The 17,269-nt window shown below is 39.7% G+C and carries 13 protein-coding genes; 11 read left to right on the top strand and 2 right to left on the bottom strand.

What is annotated here, in order from left to right; genetic code table 11:
• Positions 1–3 precede the first annotated feature (3 nt).
• Positions 4–1,038, bottom strand: coding sequence for a GntR family transcriptional regulator (locus ATZ35_RS03430; RefSeq protein ID WP_208929505.1), 1,035 nt, complete (start codon positions 1,036–1,038; stop codon positions 4–6).
• 160 nt (positions 1,039–1,198) lie between these two features.
• On the opposite strand from ATZ35_RS03430, the gene ATZ35_RS03425 reads away from it, so the two are divergent.
• The 5 genes from ATZ35_RS03425 to ATZ35_RS03405 all read left to right on the top strand — a co-directional run bounded on the left by ATZ35_RS03425 (position 1,199) and on the right by ATZ35_RS03405 (position 10,317).
• Complete coding sequence (locus ATZ35_RS03425; RefSeq protein ID WP_208929504.1) at positions 1,199–2,488, top strand: glycoside hydrolase family 125 protein; 1,290 nt, start codon at positions 1,199–1,201, stop codon at positions 2,486–2,488.
• 21 nt (positions 2,489–2,509) lie between these two features.
• Positions 2,510–5,200 carry an alpha-mannosidase gene (locus tag ATZ35_RS03420; RefSeq protein WP_208929503.1) on the top strand — a complete coding sequence of 897 codons (2,691 nt, stop codon included), beginning with the start codon at positions 2,510–2,512 and terminating at the stop codon, positions 5,198–5,200.
• 18 nt (positions 5,201–5,218) lie between these two features.
• Positions 5,219–6,082 carry an ROK family protein gene (locus ATZ35_RS03415; protein ID WP_208929502.1) on the top strand — a complete coding sequence of 288 codons (864 nt, stop codon included), beginning with the start codon at positions 5,219–5,221 and terminating at the stop codon, positions 6,080–6,082.
• 1 nt (position 6,083) lies between these two features.
• Complete coding sequence (locus ATZ35_RS03410) at positions 6,084–7,379, top strand: beta-N-acetylhexosaminidase (RefSeq protein WP_208929501.1); 1,296 nt, start codon at positions 6,084–6,086, stop codon at positions 7,377–7,379.
• Between the two features lie 199 nt (positions 7,380–7,578).
• Positions 7,579–10,317, top strand: a complete 2,739-nt coding sequence (locus tag ATZ35_RS03405; protein WP_208929500.1) for an endo-beta-N-acetylglucosaminidase — start codon at positions 7,579–7,581, stop codon at positions 10,315–10,317.
• Positions 10,318–10,447: 130 nt separating this feature from the next.
• On the opposite strand, the gene add is transcribed toward ATZ35_RS03405, so the two are convergent.
• The gene (add, locus tag ATZ35_RS03400) at positions 10,448–11,455 is read right to left on the bottom strand and encodes an adenosine deaminase (protein WP_208929499.1); all 1,008 of its coding nucleotides are present in this window, start codon (positions 11,453–11,455) and stop codon (positions 10,448–10,450) included.
• Between the two features lie 181 nt (positions 11,456–11,636).
• On the opposite strand from add, the gene ATZ35_RS03395 reads away from it, so the two are divergent.
• The 6 genes from ATZ35_RS03395 (at position 11,637) to ATZ35_RS03370 (ending at position 17,162) form a co-directional block, all read left to right on the top strand.
• A complete protein-coding gene (locus ATZ35_RS03395; protein WP_208929498.1) occupies positions 11,637–12,122 on the top strand; it encodes an AmiS/UreI family transporter in 486 nt (161 codons plus the stop codon).
• 202 nt (positions 12,123–12,324) lie between these two features.
• Complete coding sequence (locus ATZ35_RS03390; RefSeq protein WP_208929497.1) at positions 12,325–13,353, top strand: LacI family DNA-binding transcriptional regulator; 1,029 nt, start codon at positions 12,325–12,327, stop codon at positions 13,351–13,353.
• A gap of 123 nt (positions 13,354–13,476) precedes the next feature.
• A complete protein-coding gene (locus ATZ35_RS03385) occupies positions 13,477–14,778 on the top strand; it encodes a pyrimidine-nucleoside phosphorylase (protein WP_208929496.1) in 1,302 nt (433 codons plus the stop codon).
• An 18-nt stretch (positions 14,779–14,796) separates the two neighbouring features.
• Entirely contained in the window at positions 14,797–15,459 is a 663-nt protein-coding gene (gene deoC / locus ATZ35_RS03380) for a deoxyribose-phosphate aldolase (RefSeq protein ID WP_208929495.1), read from the top strand.
• 24 nt (positions 15,460–15,483) lie between these two features.
• The gene (locus ATZ35_RS03375; protein WP_208929494.1) at positions 15,484–15,879 is read left to right on the top strand and encodes a cytidine deaminase; all 396 of its coding nucleotides are present in this window, start codon (positions 15,484–15,486) and stop codon (positions 15,877–15,879) included.
• Positions 15,880–16,064: 185 nt separating this feature from the next.
• Complete coding sequence (locus tag ATZ35_RS03370; RefSeq protein ID WP_208929493.1) at positions 16,065–17,162, top strand: BMP family lipoprotein; 1,098 nt, start codon at positions 16,065–16,067, stop codon at positions 17,160–17,162.
• Positions 17,163–17,269 lie beyond the last annotated feature (107 nt).

Below are 17,269 nucleotides of genomic sequence, written 5' to 3'. Positions count from 1 at the left end.
TAATTAATTCTCCTTTGTTGAGTGTCGAATGATTTGTTTTACAGGGATTTGTTGATCTGTTGGGATCACAAGGTTTTCGATCCATTCAATCAGCATCGTACCAGCAAGCTTACCCATACCCTTGAAATCTTGGGCAATTGTTGTAAGTGTTGGATCGATTAGTGAAGCTGCTTGAATATTATCAAATCCAATTACGGATAACTGATTTGGTATATCAATCGTTGCACGTTTAGCTTGATTGATCAACGAAATCGCAACTAGATCATTTTCGCAGACGACGCCTGTAATCTCATTTTCTTTGAGATAAGCAATCACATCTGCATTTAAAAAAGCTTGTTTATCTGTTAATGCTGTATGAAAAGATAAGTGCTGTTCTTTTGTGGCATGGATGTAGCCTAAATAGCGTTGTCGTACAGATTGTGGCAAGGTTGGTTCGCCAAAAATATAAGCGATTCGCTGATGACCTTGGGCAGCCAAATAATTGGTTGCCATAGCTCCACCTGAAAAGTTATCTGACTGAACTGTTGGATAAGGTAAGTCATGGATTTTTTTATCTAAAATAATGACTGGAAATTGCTGAATGGACAGTTCAAATAGTGTATCTAAAAAGTCTTCAGTATTGTGTGCATAGTAGATCATGCCGTCAAAGTCCTCAATGATATCAGCTGCTTGTTTATTGATCAAAAACGCCGCAGAAGACATGATGACCTCGTAATGATGTTCACTTGTCACAGGTGCTAGCCCTTCATTAAAATTTCCAAGAGAAAGGTCATTTACAAAAGGGATCAAAAATAAGATACGAGAAACTTTTTTCTTTCTAGGTTTACGTTTTTGCACATAGCTGCCTTTACCTTGAATTCGATAAATCAACCCTTGGTTTTCCAATTCTGTCAAAGCACGTTTCGAGGTGATGCGGCTGACATTGTAGGTTTGAGAGAGTTCCTTTTCGGTCGGGAGTTGTGCATTTTCTGCTAACTGACCTGTTTCAATTGCATGTAATAAATCATCGGTAATTTTTTTATATAGTGGTTTGGACATTAGAATTCTCCTAAGTGTGAAATGATATATCATTAAGGCTAGTTTACCACAGAAGGAAAAAGAGTTCAATTTTAAAATATTACTAAAAACAGTAGACAAAACGCTTTCATTAGCATATACTTTCGTTGTGAAATGATATATCAACTATTAGGAGGCAACTATGACTTATACTAAAATACCTACTTCTGTCCAAGCGTTTATGGATAAAATCACGCAATTGTGTGGAGAAGAGCATGCTGGCTGGGCGGAGAATTTTAACGCAGCGTTTGCCAATACCCTAACAACGACTGTTAAAAAACAAGCAGATGGCACCACATTTTTACTGACGGGCGATATTCCTGCCATGTGGTTGAGAGATTCGACCGCACAAGTTCGTCCATATTTAGTGATTGCAAAAGAAGATGAAGAACTTAGGAACATGATTTGCGGGTTGGTTCAACGCCAATTTTTCTATATCACGATGGATCCTTATGCCAATGCCTTTAATGAAACACCGAATGACGCAGGACACCAAACAGATCACACGACAATGACTCCGTGGATCTGGGAGCGGAAGTATGAAATCGATTCATTGTGTTATCCTGTTCAGCTAGCGTATTTACTATTTAAAAACACTGGTTGCCAAAAACAGTTTGATGAACATTTTGTTGCAGGTGTCAAAAAAATACTAGCCGTTTTTACAACAGAGCAGGAACATCAACTTTCACCCTATACATTTGAACGAGAGACAACACGTTTAGAAGATACACTTCCAAATAATGGTCGCGGTAGTGAGGTCGGAAAAACGGGCATGACTTGGTCTGGTTTCCGTCCCAGTGATGATGCCTGTCGATACGGTTATTTAGTTCCGTCGAATATGTTTGCAGTAGTCGTTTTAGGCTATATCGAAGAGATTTTCAGTGAGGTGCTTTCTGATCCAGAATTAGTCAAACAGGCCTCAGCCCTTAGAAAAGAAATCGATGCGGGCATTCAAAGCTACGGAAAAACGGCTAATCAAGTTGGCGAATCTGTCTATGCATATGAAGCAGACGGCTTAGGAAACAGTAGTATTATGGACGATAGCAATATTCCTAATTTACTTTCAGCACCATATCTTGGTTATACAACAGTCGATGATGGAACGTACCAAGCGACACGTAAAACCATTTTAAGTAAAGAAAATCCTTATTTTTACGAAGGAAAATACGCTAAAGGGATTGGTAGCTCTCATACCCCGGAAAATTATATTTGGCCGATTGCTCTGGCGATGGAAGGGATGACGACGGAGGATAAGACAGAAAAAGAACGAATTTTGAATTCTTTGGTTGCAAATGATGGCGGAACCCATTTAATGCATGAAGGATTTGATGTCGATGATCCGTCAAACTACACACGCGAGTGGTTTTCTTGGGCAAACATGATGTTTTGCGAGTTGGTTATGGATTATTTTGATATCCGTGTAGAACGATAAAAGGAAATGGAGTGTAAAATCATGAAGAAAAAAGTTTATATCATCTCGCATTCTCACTGGGATCGTGAATGGTACATGCCTTATGAACAACATCATATGCGTTTGGTTGAATTGTTGGATGATATATTAGAATTAGCTGAAACGGATCCAGATTTTAATAGCTTTCATTTAGACGGACAAACGATTATTTTAGATGATTACTTGCAAGTTAGACCAGAAAAAAAATCAGCTGTCCAAAAAGCGATCACCGATGGAAAATTGCGGATTGGTCCGTTTTATATCTTGCAAGATGATTTTTTGATCAGTTCTGAATCCAATGTTCGCAACATGCTAATTGGCAAAAAAGACAGCGAAAAATGGGGACCAGCAGTTAAACTAGGCTATTTCCCTGATACGTTTGGAAACATGGGACAAACACCGCAAATGATGCAACAAGCAGGGCTGGATGCAGCGGCTTTTGGCCGTGGAGTAAAACCAGTTGGCTTTAACAATGAAGTGCTTGAGGATGAAAATTATACCTCTCAATATTCAGAAATGTGGTGGCAAGGACCAGACGGTAGTACCGTGTTAGGCTTACTGTTTGCGAATTGGTACAGTAATGGCAATGAGATACCCGCTGAAAAAGAAGCAGCACTAGCCTTTTGGACGCAAAAATTAGCGGAAGCTGAGAAATTTGCCTCGACGGATCACTTACTGATGATGAATGGTGTGGATCATCAACCTGTTCAAAAAGATGTGACAAAGGCGATCGCGTTAGCGAATGAGCTGTTTCCAGAATATGAATTTATTCATTCAAACTTTGATGAGTATTTACAACAGATGCGTCAGGATTTACCAGAAAAAGTTGGGACGGTTCATGGAGAACTAACTAGCCAAGAAACAGATGGTTGGTTTACATTAGCAAATACGGCTTCTGCAAGAGTTTATTTAAAACAATGGAATACCAAAGTAGAACGACAATTAGAAAATGTAACAGAACCTTTGGCTGCTATGGCCTATGAGTTGACACAAGATTATCCTCATGATCAGCTAGAATACGCTTGGAAATTACTATTACAAAATCATCCTCACGATAGTATTTGTGGCTGTTCGGTAGATGAAGTGCATCGGGAAATGATGCCGAGATTTGAAAAAGCCAATGAAGTTGGAAAATTTATAGCTGAAGAGGCGTTGACGCATTTAGTTGAAGCCGTTGATACAGGAGAGTTCGCTGAAACCAGTCATCCATTTGTCGTGTTTAATACGTCTGGCTATGAAAAATCGGACATTGTAAAAGTCAAAGTGGAAATCGAGCGAAAAATGTTCAAAGAGGGAATTCCCCATGAATTGTGGGAAAGTCTTGCTGAAAGCGACACACCAATGTTTGAAGTGATTGATATACAAGGAGAAATTATTCCAGCTGTGATCTCGCAACCAGAAGTGAGCTTTGGTTATGATTTACCAAGAGACCGTTTTAGAGTTCCTTATATGGCAAAATATGTCGAAATCGAGCTACCGATCACGAAGATGCCAGCTTTTTCTTGGAATACTTTTGCGCTTCAGGAAACGACAACACAAGTCAAAGAAGTTGGATCGATGATTAAGAAGTTAGAAAATCTTCAACTGGAAAATAGCTGTTTGACTGTAACGATCAATCAAGATGGTACATTGGACGTGTTAGACAAAGCAACGGGTAAAAACTATAGCAAGTTATTGACGATTGAGAATGTCGGGGATATTGGGAATGAGTATATTTTTAAACAACCAGAAGGAACGGGTGCGATTTTATCTAGTGGATGCCCCGCTGAGATTTCGGTTATAAAAGATGAATCCTTCATGACTCAAATCAAAATCAGCCAACGTATGATGATTCCGCAATCAGCAGACGAGCTATTAGAAAAAGAACAAAAAGCTGTTGTTGATTTTCGTTACCGAAAAGCAGGACGTTCAGCCATTTTAAAAGAGTTAACGATCGAAACTATAGTGACGATGGAAAAAGATTCTGCTCATTTACGTTTTGAAACAACGCTGGATAATCAAATGAAAGACCACCGTCTACGGATGCTGTTTCCGACTGATATCAAAACGGAGACCCACGAAGCGGATAGTATTTACGAAGTCGTGACACGACCAAATCAAGTGAGCAAAAGCTGGGAAAACCCAACTAATCCTCAACACCAGCATGCTTTTGTCAATCTTCATGATGAACTATCTGGAGTGACGGTTTCTAATTTTGGATTGAATGAGTATGAAATTTTACCTGAAGCCAATACGATTGCCTTAACGCTTATACGCGCTGTAGGAGAAATGGGAGATTGGGGCTACTTCCCGACACCAGAAGCACAGTGTTTAGGTCTGCATACATTTGAATATGGTATTGATTTTCATGGAGCAAAAGCGCAAAGATATGCAACGTATCAACGAGCTTATGCAGCACAAATTCCTTTTAGTGTGAAACAAACCACTAAACATTCAGGTGAGCTAAAAGCCAAAGATACTTATTTAACGGTTAAAGGCACGACATTTGCTGTTACAGCAGTGAAGAATAGTGAAGACAATCAAATGCTAGTTGTTAGAGGATTCAATATGAGCGGGAAAATGGCTGAAGTGAGCATCAATAAAACAGGTAGTGATGCACCAATCGTATTGAATTTGCTAGAAGAAAAACAAAATGAACCTGTAGTGCAGGAGTTAAAGGCTTATGAAATACGTACGATAGGTTTTGACCGATAAGAAGGAGAAGTGATTGAAATGGCGTATTATGGATCAATCGAAGCGGGCGGTACAAAATTTGTTTGTGCGATAGCAGATGAGGAACTGAAAATCATTGAACGAATCAGTCTGCCCACAACACTACCAGAAGCGACCTTAGAACAAGTTTTTACCTTTTTTGATTCCTACGACCTAACAGCTTTAGGTGTAGGCTCGTTTGGACCAATTGATGTCAACCGTAAATCAAGCACGTATGGCTATATTACTTCAACACCGAAACCCGGTTGGCGAAATATCGATCTTTTAGGTGCATTAAAAGCACGTTACGATATTCCGATTGCTTGGACTACAGATGTTAATGCGGCAGCTTATGGTGAAATGCATTTAGGCGCTGGTAAAGACACTCAAAGTTGTATCTATTTAACCGTCGGTACAGGTGTTGGTGGCGGTGCTGTGGTCAATGGAGTCGTCTTGCAAGGATTTAGTCATCCTGAGATGGGGCATATTTCAGTCCAACGTTACCCGAATGATACAGTAGAAAGTACCTGTCCGTACCATGATAATTGCTTAGAAGGACTTGCTGCAGGTCCTGCTTTAGAAAAAAGAACAGGGATCAAAGGGCAATCATTAGCATTTGATCATGACGTTTGGGCGATTGAAGCGTTCTACTTAGCTCAAGCGTTGATGAACTATACATTAGTCCTTTCGCCAGAAAAAATTATTTTAGGTGGAGGCGTAATGAAACAAGCGCAACTCTTTCCGATGATTCGTGAGTCCTTGAAGCAACAGCTAGGGGACTATGTAGCGTTACCTCCGCTAGAAGACTATATTGTTGGCTGTGATCTAGAAGACAATAGTGGAACGATGGGTTGCTTATTATTAGCAAAAGAACAGTGTGCATGATATGAACAGAAGCGAAAATTTAATCTGGTTTGATGGACAAGAAATTTACGTGTTTTTTGACAACGCTTTTGTTGGAGAAAAAGAAAGAGTTGCTTATCTATACGAGAAGCTGCTGGTTAAACAAATTTATTTTGTCGATGCACCAGAACAAGCAACAGTGGTTGTGAACTATTCGGCAGAATTAAAAGATAGCTTTGTGATTAAAATAGCTGAGACGATTGTAGTTTCAGCTAATAATCCATTGCTGGCTTTTCGTGGCATGATGTATTTAGCACAGCAAGTAAAAGCAGGTCTTAAACTTAAATCAGGAAAATTTCATGATTGTTTACCTGAACGAATCATCATGTTGGATATTGGTAGAAAGTATTTTTCAGTTGCAGGGTTGCGCCTGCTTTTAGAGCACATGGCGTTACATGGTTTTAATTTCTTACAGCTACATTTTTCCGAAAATACAGGATTTCGGATCGAATCAGAAAAATATCCTCAACTTGTTTCAGAAAAATTTCTGACAAAAAATGAAATAAAAGAATTGATCCACTATGCTGCCTATTTATCGATCGAGATTATTCCGGATATTGATACACCTGGGCATATGGAGCATTTATTGAAAGGCCGTCCAGAGTGGCAATTAACGAGAGTTGAACCACAAAAGGAAATAAGCAAAGTTCCTTCTGCACTGGATATTACAAATGAAGAAGCAGTAGCATTTGCGCTTTCTTTGTACGATGAATATATGACACTTTTTGCTGATAGTCGTTACTTTCATATTGGGGCGGATGAATTTATTGATTTTGATCAAATGGAACAATATCCAGCCTTGGCTGATTCAGGGATTACAAGAGTTGAAACATACGTCAACACTGTTGCAACTTTTGTTAAAGCACGCGGCTTTATCCCAAGGGTCTGGAACGATGCATTCTTTAGAAATAGCCAAACATCCTCGTTGACCAAAGACGTCGAGATTACTTATTGGACAAAGTGGCAAAAAGAAATGGCTCCACTGCAAACTTTTTTAGATGAAGGATATTCTGTGGTTAATTTCAATGATAATTATCTTTATTATGTACTGGGAGAAAATGCTGGTTATACTTATCCGACGGCAGCGAAAATAAAGCAACAATGGCAGCCAAACCTATTTTCTTCAGAACAACTGGTTCCGTTGGAAAATCAAAAACAAGTCAAAGGTGCTGCTCTAGCTGTTTGGTGTGATAAACCTAGAGCACAAACTGAAAAAGAAGTTATCGTAGAATTAATTAAGCTAATGGAGGGATTTTCTTTTCATTTTCATAAAAACTAAATAGAAAGACAGCTGAAATAAAATGTGTAAAGCAGACTATTTCAGCTGTCCTTTTTTTCCGTTTCGCAAAGAAAACCTATACTTTTTGATATAAATGCTATAGTTTCTCTATTTATAAGTTCTAAAGAAAGCGTTAACATTTTTGTGTAAGAATGAAAAATGCCGGAATTCTGGGCAAATGACTAAGGAGGTTCATTCGTTGAAAAGAAAAACTTGGAAAAGTGTACTTTACTGCTGCACGGCAATGACTATTACGTTAGGGACAAATTTGTTGTTTACGCCAACTGTTTCCGCAGAGCCATCAAAAGTCAGTCAAGAAACTAGTATCCCTTTATTTGATCAAGTGCCAGAATCAACAGCTTTATTTCCTGAAACATTGTTAAAATGGAGTCCTCAAAGCGATCCTGATGCGCCGTTTAATCTGTCTAAAGTGCCTTTAGTTACTCGGGTACAAGGAAAGAAAACAAATGCTGATCAAAGTACAGAAGCTAAAGTGTTGTCGATCGCAATTGTCAATCGTCACACAAAAGGAACACCGTCCCAAGGCGGAACAGATAAAGCAGTCTACAACTTTACTAATTGGCAATATATCGACACTCTTGTTGCGTGGGCAGGATCCTCAGGTGAAGGGATCATCGTGCCACCAAGTGGGGATGTTACTGATTCTGCGCATCGAAATGGTGTACCAGTTGTCGGGACAGTTTTCTTTCCGCCAGAAGCCTATGGTGGGAAAAGTGAATGGGTAACTCAATTTGTCCAAAAGGATCAACAAGGTAGATTTCCAATGGCAGACAAATTAATAGAAATGTCTACGGTTTATGGTTTTGATGGCTGGTTTATCAATCAAGAAACCAATGTTGATGCACAAACGGCCACTGCCATGAAAGAATTTATGAGTTATTTGCAGACTCATAAACCGAAAAATCAGCAAGTTATTTGGTATGATTCCATGCTTCCGACTGGCAAGGTCGACTGGCAAGGAGCCTTAAACGAGCAAAATCAAGGGTATTTCCAAGATGGAAAAAAACGTGTTTCCGATAAACTGTTTATTGATTTTCGTTGGCAAGGACTCGCTGGATCACGGGAAAAAGCGATGCAGTTGGAACGTGACCCTTACGACCTTTTTGCTGGGATCGATGTTCAGGCAAATGGCGTCAATAGTAGACGGAAGCCAAGCAGTATTTTAGGTGAAAACGGTCAGCCACTGGTTTCTTTAGGGCTGTATTGTCCTGATTGGACGTTGCGGGATGGCGGACAATATAACATTGATCGTTATTGGGAAAATGAAAAGCTACTTTGGATAAATCCTCAAGGAGATCCTCGGTCTGTAGCGAGCTCCAGTAATGAATGGCAAGGTGTTTCTCGTTATTATGTAGAAAAAACACCCGTAACTAGTTTGCCATTTTTGACGAATTTTAATGTGGGAAATGGCGATGCTTTTTATCAAAACGGAAGCAAAGTCAAAGAAGGAAACTTTAACAATCGTAGTATTCAAGATGTTTTGCCGACCTATCGCTGGGTCATCGATAACGGAGAGGGCAATCAACTTGAAGCCGCAATTAGTTATGAAGATGCTTTTAATGGTGGTTCATCGATCAAGTTATCTGGCGCAATGGCAGCTGGAACCTCAAGTTTCATCAAATTATACGCATCTCAAGTTAAGGTTGATGCAGCAGACACCGCAACTGTAGTGACAAAAGGAGCAAATGAGGCTGCGCTAGTTTTAGAACTAAAAGGCAAAGAACAACCGTTAACGATCCAAGGAAACCAACAAGCTTTAGCAAATGGTTGGGTTCAAACAACGTATTCCCTCAAGCCTGCAAATTATCAAACTGTGACAGCTGTTGGGTTGAATTTAAAAAATACTGAGAGTGGTCCAGCAACGATTTATTTAGGTCAATTAAAACTTGGAAATGAAAAAATAACACCAGTCAGTGCTGTCAGTCAAGTTACTTTTTCTGGGAAAACAGTAGTGGATGACTTAACTGAAAGTATTCGGATGAATTGGGATTCCAAAGGGGAAAATACGGCTTCTTATCGTATTTATCGGGAAGTGGCTGGTCAATTGCAATTTGAAGGTGAAACAGCTAACCAAGCATATACCTTATTAAATCAAACACGTTCAACAGAAAATAATAGCTATCACGTGGTTCCGGTCGATCATTATGGTCGAGAAGATCAAAAGAAAGGAGCGTCAGCAGTCTACACATTTGAAGCGTTGAAAAAACCAGAGATTGCCATTAATGCGAGTAGTACACTGATTGCACCTGGGGAAACACTTACGTTATCTGCAACTGTTTCTAAATCGACAGAAACGGTCAATTGGGAAGTGCTCGGTGCAACACCGCAAACAGCTTCTGGGAAAGAAGTGTCACTCTCTTTTGATCAAGCGGGCGTTTATACCGTAAAAGCAACGGCAGTGAATGCGTCAGGTGAAACAGAAGTGATTAAAGAAAACTATCTCCATGTTTACGATCCAAGCACGGGCATCAAAATAGAAAATCTCTCTACGTTGCCAACAACAACAGCGACTCAAGGGTCAGGTTATACAAATAACAGTGAAAGCTATCGCTTTGCGTTAGACGGCAACGTAAAAACGAAATGGTGTGATAACAGCAGTGATCAGCCGTGGATGATCGCTGATTTAGGAGCGGTAAAAACAATTGCTGGTTTTGAACTATTTCATGCAGGAGCAGGTGGTGAAAGTCCAGAATGGAATACAAGAGACTATGATATTTCTGTAAGCAGTGATGGAAATAATTGGACAACCGTTGTTCAGCATCGTGGCAATACTGAAAATAGTAGCCGTGATGCAATCGGTCTAGTTGAAGCTAGATATGTGAAACTTTCGCTAGAAAAAGCAGAACAAAACGGTAAAACGGCTAGAATTTATGATTGGCAGATCATTGGTGTTGATCAAACAGGAATCATCAAGTGACTAGGCATAAGACTATAAGTTTCACCCTAGCCACAAAGTATTTGGAAAAAGGGTAAGACCTCAACCACGAAATAAAAAAGGCAGGGTGAACGTTTCGCACGTTCATCCTACCTTTTTTTATGGGGACCAATCAATAACTCTTCGTCAATTGATCATGAAGAAGCTGTTTTTCACTTTCAGAAATAAAGGCACCATTCACAGCGTTGTGATTCAATTGTTCCATGTCGGCATAAGTAATACCGTACCATTCATGAAGTTTCATAAACTCATCTGTTAATGTTGTATCCGAAACTGTCCGATTATCTGTATTGATGCAAATGTTGATCCCTGCTTCTAGAAACGTTTGGAAAGGATAGTCGGCTAGACGAGTAACGGTTTTTGTTTGGAAATTACTAGTGGGGCACATTTCAATTAAGATGTTTTCTTTTTGCAGTAAAGAGAAATATTCTGGAGTGTCTTTTAAGGCAATCCCATGTCCAATCCGTTTGGCACCAAGGTGAATAGCATCGGCAACATTTTTACCGCAGCCGCATTCACCAGCGTGAAGCGTTAGTGGAATAGATAGTTGATTGACTAGATCTAGCGTCTCTTCAAAGGTGTACGGTGGAAAATCAATCTCGTTCCCTGCAAGATCGAAACCGACAACCCCACTTGTTTTATACACTTCTGCTAGCTGGACGATTTTTTCGATTTCTTTTAGTTCTTCGTGACGCATGCCGCATAATAAAGCATTACTTTTTACACCAAATTGTTGCTGTCCTTGTTCAAGACCGGCTAAAACCGCCGTGATCACTTTTGGCAAGGAGAGGCCTTTTTCAGTATGCTGCGACGGTGCAAAACGAACTTCGATATACTGGATATTTTCTTCAGCTGCTTGGCTGATAACATCGATTGCCGCTGCTGTTAACGCTGCTTCAGTTTGAAGGCAAGTCAAAACTAAATCAAAACGCTCTAAATAATCATTTAAATTTTGACAATCCTTAGGTGCGATTAATAGCTCCTTTAACTGTGCGTGATCGTTGGGTAGAGCAATGCCTTGTGCGTCTGCTATCTCTCGTAATGTTTCTGGTCGGATCGATCCATCTAAATGACAGTGTAGCTCGATTTTAGGTAGATTTTTGACATGTTCGCGTTTCACGGTATCATCCTCTCTATTTTGGTAACGTTCAATAAGTATTTTGAAGACTTTAACATGTGTTGCGATCTCTGTCAATAAGAGATAAGGAATCTGTAAAAGGAGGTAGTTTTTTCCGCCGTTTTAAAGTAAAATAGTCCAGTAGTAAACGATCTTTTTTTGAAAAGTTATTGGAGGGATTATCGTGTTAGGAGTAGGATTATTATTTGTAGCAATCACGTTGATCAGCAATGGTTATTGCGGATTAGCTGGAGTGGATAAAAAATCGACTGGTCTGATCAATTTGATGACTGGAAGTTTATCTTTTATTATCAATACGATTTATTTGTTTAAAGGTGCTTATTATGATGCTGGAACAGGCTACTTGTTTGCATTTACTTACTTGATGGTTGGGCTGATCTATGTCTTTGATTTGGATATGCGTATTTATGGAATATTCGCCTTTTTTGTTGCGGTAAATACAATTCCAGCGGCTTATATTTCGTATACGGTCGATGGGGACTGGCGTTTTGCCCTGATTTGGTTATCGTGGGGAATTTTATGGCTGACAGGATTTATTGAGTATGTATTGAAAAAAGAAATTGGAAAACCTGTTTTATATTTTGCGATTTTTGAAGGAGTGGTCACTTGCTGGATACCAGGTCTTTTGATGCTGACGAATAACTGGTAGCAGTGGTTTAGACGGTGTTTGGATAACAGCTGATCAAGAGGTGGAAAAGATGTGCTCGGTCAGCTATTTTGGTTTTAGTCAGTCGTTTTTTCTGGTTAAGCTATTCTATTCTAGAAAATTCTGCTAAACTGTAGTCATTCGAAATTAATTTTGAAAACGTTGACATGGTTGGTAGGGCTTGTCGACAAAGGGAGAATGGACTATGAAATTGACCATTAAAGAAATTGCGGATATGGCTGGTGTATCAGTAACAACAGTTTCGCAGATCATCAATGACAAAGGGAGTCGCTTTAGTGAAAGAACGCGAAATAAGGTTTTAGCTGTGGTGGAAGAATATGATTACAAACCAGATTATTTTGCGTCAAACATCATTACTCGTCATTCGAAAACGATTGGGATGGTGGTTCCAGATGTAACGGATTTTTTCTTTGCTAAAGTGATCGAAGGTGTGGAAACGTATTTGAACTCTTTAGGCTACATGATTTTGTTATGCAATTCTAAACATGATGAAGATAAGGCAACGCAATACGTTACGGAGCTAGTTCATCGTTCAGTGGATGGGATCATTTTTGCAACACCTAATATTTTGCCGGTGGATCATATTTTGCGAAATAAGAAAAAACGAAAGGTTCCAGTGATCTTAGTCGATCGCGGTATCAACCCTCGAGAAAATGGCCGTTTGATCGTAAAAGAATATGAGGGCGCTTACCAAGCGGTCTGCTCGTTGATCGAACAAGGTCACAGACACATTGGGATGTTGACAGAAAACGATGGGTATTATCAATTGACTGAACGAGTGACAGCGTACCAGCATGCACTAAAAGATCACGGTATTCCAGTTAGAGAAGAATACATGAGTAATGGCGATTTGAATTTAGGTGGCGGTTATACGGCGGCTAAAAATGTATTGAAGAATTCAGAACTCACTGCTATTTTTTGCGGAAATGATGAAATGGCGATGGGCGCATATCAGGCAATAGAAGGATGCGGTAAAAAAATTCCCGAGGATATTTCTGTCATTGGATTTGATGGATTGGAAATTTCGGAATATTTAGTTCCAGGGTTAACCACTGTTTATCAACCTAGCTTTGATATTGGTTTTTATGCCGCACAGTTCTTGGTGGAATCAATCAATGATCCAGAGAAAAAAATACCAAATAAAATTTTTGATACAACATTTATTTTAAGAAATAGCACGAAATCGATTGACAATCGGGTCGATTTGATTTAATGTTCGTGTTATAAGCGTTTTCAATTTATGGAAGCGTTAGTAAACTGTTTTACTAAAAGGTTTTAACCTGAACAATTTTAGTGTATAATACATCCTTGGGGATTGATTCGGAGGAAAAAAAGCATGAGAATGGTAGATTTGATCGAGAAAAAACGGGATGGACAGGTCTTGACGGACCAAGAAATTCAATTCATTATTTCCGGCTATACGAAAGGTGATATTCCGGATTACCAGATGAGCGCATTTTTGATGACTGTTTTTTACAAAGATATGACAGATGAGGAAATTACGACCCTGACATTAGCGATGGCAAATTCAGGTGAGATGATCGATCTTTCATCAATTCAAGGAATCAAAGTAGATAAGCATTCTACTGGTGGCGTCGGTGATACAACCACCTTGATTTTAGCACCGCTTGTTGCCAGCGTTGGCGCTAGTGTGGCTAAAATGTCCGGTAGAGGGCTCGGATATACAGGCGGTACGCTTGATAAGCTAGAAGCAATACCAGGATTTCATGTAGAAATCCCAGATGAAGAGTTTATTCGTTTAGTAAATGAAAGTCACGTAGCAGTTATAGGACAGTCAGGTGATCTTGCGCCAGCAGATAAAAAATTATATGCCTTACGTGATGTGACAGCAACAGTTAATTCGATTCCACTGATCGCAAGCTCGATCATGAGTAAAAAAATTGCAGCAGGAGCAGATGCAATCGTATTGGATGTGACAACGGGTGAAGGTGCTTTTATGAAAAATATCGATGAAGCACGTCGCTTAGCTGAAACAATGGTTCGCATTGGTCGCTTAGCCAATCGTCAGACGATGGCTGTGATCTCCGACATGTCTCAACCGCTCGGTGAAGCAATTGGCAATAGTTTAGAAGTTGTCGAAGCGATCGAAACGCTTCAAGGCAAAGGACCAGAAGATCTCATGGAGATGTGCTATATCTTAGGCAGTCAAATGGTTGTTTTAGCCAAAAAAGCTGAAACGTTAGACGAAGCCAGAGCTATGTTGAAAGAGGCCTTGGAATCAGGCAAAGCACTAGATAAATTCCGAGAAATGATCCGTAATCAAGGTGGAGATGATAGTATCATTGATGCACCAGAACGTTTACTGACAGCAAAATACCAAATAGAATTACCAGCAAAATCAGCTGGTGTCGTGCAAAAGCTAGTGGCAAATGAGATTGGGATCGCGGCAATGCTTTTAGGCGCAGGACGTGCAACGAAAGAAGATTCAATCGATCATGCTGTAGGCATCAAGCTTCATAAAAAAGTCGGTATGCCAGTTGAATCAGGTGAATCATTGCTAACTATTTATGCCAATTCAGACTCAATCGAAAACGTAAAAGAACTTTTATATAAAAATATCGAAATCGGCAGTTCTGGTACTGAACCTGAGCTGATTCATGATATAATAACAGCATAAAGGATGTGTAAAAAAATAATGGAATTAAATCAAATGATTGACCACACTATTTTAAAAGCAGATGCGAAGGAAGAGGATGTTTTACGGATTATTGAAGAAGCCAAAAAATACGAATTCTTCTCAGTATGTATCAATCCTTGCTGGGTTGCGCTAGCAAAAGAACACTTAGCAGGAACATCAGTTGATGTTTGTACAGTAATTGGTTTTCCTTTAGGAGCCAACACGTCAGAAGTAAAAGCATATGAAGCAACAGATGCGATCAACAATGGTGCAACAGAAGTTGACATGGTCATCAATGTAGGTGCGTTGAAATCTAAGCAGTATAAAAAAGTGTTGAAAGATATTCAAGCAGTTGTCGAAGCGGCCAAAGGGAAAGCTTTAGTGAAAGTGATCATTGAGACAGCTTTACTAACCGACGAAGAAAAAATCAAAGTATGTGAATTAGCGAAAGAATCAGGAGCTGATTTTGTTAAAACATCGACAGGTTTTTCAACTGGTGGAGCAACGGTTGCAGATGTTACATTAATGCGCAAAACGGTGGGACCAGATATGGGTGTTAAAGCTTCAGGCGGTATTCATAACGAAGCTGAGGCCAAAGCGATGATCGATGCTGGCGCTACACGTATTGGGACAAGTGCTGGGGTTGCTATCATGGAAGGCTCAACTGGAGCAGGCTATTAATCTAAAGCAGAAAGTGGCGGACAAATGACAGCAAAACAAGAGTGGTTAGCTATCGCAGATACTGCGTTAACAAAAGCTTATGTACCATACTCTCACTTTCCAGTGGGAGCATGTCTAGTTACTAAAGAAGGAAAAGCCTATCAAGGTGTCAATATCGAAAATGCTTCATATGGATTGACAAATTGTGCAGAACGGACAGCTATATTCAAAGCTGTTTCGGAAGGTGAACGTGAATTCCAACATCTAGTAATTGCAGGAAATACACCTGAGCCAATCTCTCCATGCGGCGCATGCCGACAAGTGATGGCTGAATTTTGCGCGCCTGAAATGCCAGTTACCTTGGTGGGCGTTCATGGTGTGACGAAAGAGACAACGGTGGGCGACTTATTGCCATACGCCTTTACTGAAAAAGATCTATAATACGCTACAGTGTTCTACATGTGGCTTTTAAGATCTAGCTATATGAAACGAATCTCTCAAAAAATCGTTACTTTGATGTTGAAAAGTACAAGACGACCGAAGAGAGAGTTGTTTCACTATTATCTTGTTTCATTCAGTCATCCGGCTGTTGAAAATATAAAACTATTTTAGGGGGCTTTACAGAGATGAAAAAAGCAAAATTATTTGGTTTTGGCTTGACTGCACTAGCGTTAACAGTTGCCTTAGCGGCATGTGGTGGAGGTAAAAAAGATTCAACAGATGGAAAATCAGCAGGTGGGGACGCTGATCACAGCGTTGTGATCGTTACTGATATCGGCGGGGTAGATGATCGTTCATTTAACCAATCAGCTTGGGAAGGTTTGCAAGCTTGGGGGAAAGAGCATGATCTTAAAAAAGGAGCAGATGGCTTTGATTACATTCAATCAAACGATGCTTCAGAATACGTAACAAATATTGATACAGCTGTTTCTAATGGATTTAAAACAGTTTTTGGTATCGGCTACTTATTAGCTGATTCGATTGGTACAGCAGCAGATGCAAACCCAGATACACAATTTGGTATCATTGATAGTGTTATTGAAGGCAAAGACAACGTAGTTTCTGCAACATTTAAAGACCAAGAAGCTTCTTACTTAGCTGGTGTTGCTGCGGCACACACAACAAAAACAAACACTGTTGGCTTTATCGGTGGTGAAGAAGGCGCGGTTATTGACCGTTTTGAAGCTGGTTTCCACCAAGGTGTGATCGACACTGCCAAAGCGTTGAACAAAGATATCAAAGTTGAAATCGAATACGCTGCTTCATTTGGAGATCCTGCTAAAGGGAAAGCCTTAGCAGCATCTATGTACCAAAAAGGCGCAGACATCATCTTCCACGCTTCAGGTGGTACAGGACAAGGTGTCTTCCAAGAAGCAAAAGATTTAAACGAAACTGGCTCAAAAGACAAAGTTTGGGTTATTGGCGTAGATAGTGACCAAGATAAAGAAGGTAAATACAAAACTAAAGACGGTAAAGAAGATAACTTCACTTTAACATCAACACTTAAAGGTGTAGGTGCAGCAGTACAAGATATTTCTAACCGTGCCTTAGAAGATAAATTCCCTGGCGGCGAACACTTAGTGTATGGTTTGAAAGACGGCGGTGTTGATTTAACAAAAGGCTATTTATCAGAAGAAGCACAAAAAGCTGTTGATAAAGCAAAAGAAGAAATCATCGCTGAAAAAATCACTGTTCCTGAAGTACCAAAAGATGTAAAAGAATAGAACTTTCTGCTTAGCGCTGCATTCGTAGCAGCGCTAAGATTTTATTAAGCCTTTAAAGAAAGAAAACGAATGAAAAGACAACTCATTTTCTTTCTTTAAGAGCCTAA

This window comes from Enterococcus rotai (genome assembly GCF_001465345.1).
Classification (GTDB): domain Bacteria; phylum Bacillota; class Bacilli; order Lactobacillales; family Enterococcaceae; genus Enterococcus_L; species Enterococcus_L rotai.
The sequence above is the reverse complement of the archived record's forward strand: the minus strand, read 5'-3'. Positions and strand labels throughout refer to the sequence as shown.

Coding starts and splice junctions, on each gene's coding strand:
- deoC (WP_208929495.1), top strand. CDS start 14,797: ATGGAATTAAATCAAATGATTGACCACACTATTTTAAAAGCAGATGCG.
- ATZ35_RS03430 (WP_208929505.1), bottom strand. CDS start 1,038: ATGTCCAAACCACTATATAAAAAAATTACCGATGATTTATTACATGCA.
- ATZ35_RS03425 (WP_208929504.1), top strand. CDS start 1,199: ATGACTTATACTAAAATACCTACTTCTGTCCAAGCGTTTATGGATAAA.
- ATZ35_RS03390 (WP_208929497.1), top strand. CDS start 12,325: ATGAAATTGACCATTAAAGAAATTGCGGATATGGCTGGTGTATCAGTA.
- ATZ35_RS03375 (WP_208929494.1), top strand. CDS start 15,484: ATGACAGCAAAACAAGAGTGGTTAGCTATCGCAGATACTGCGTTAACA.
- ATZ35_RS03370 (WP_208929493.1), top strand. CDS start 16,065: ATGAAAAAAGCAAAATTATTTGGTTTTGGCTTGACTGCACTAGCGTTA.
- ATZ35_RS03415 (WP_208929502.1), top strand. CDS start 5,219: ATGGCGTATTATGGATCAATCGAAGCGGGCGGTACAAAATTTGTTTGT.
- ATZ35_RS03385 (WP_208929496.1), top strand. CDS start 13,477: ATGAGAATGGTAGATTTGATCGAGAAAAAACGGGATGGACAGGTCTTG.
- ATZ35_RS03420 (WP_208929503.1), top strand. CDS start 2,510: ATGAAGAAAAAAGTTTATATCATCTCGCATTCTCACTGGGATCGTGAA.
- ATZ35_RS03410 (WP_208929501.1), top strand. CDS start 6,084: ATGAACAGAAGCGAAAATTTAATCTGGTTTGATGGACAAGAAATTTAC.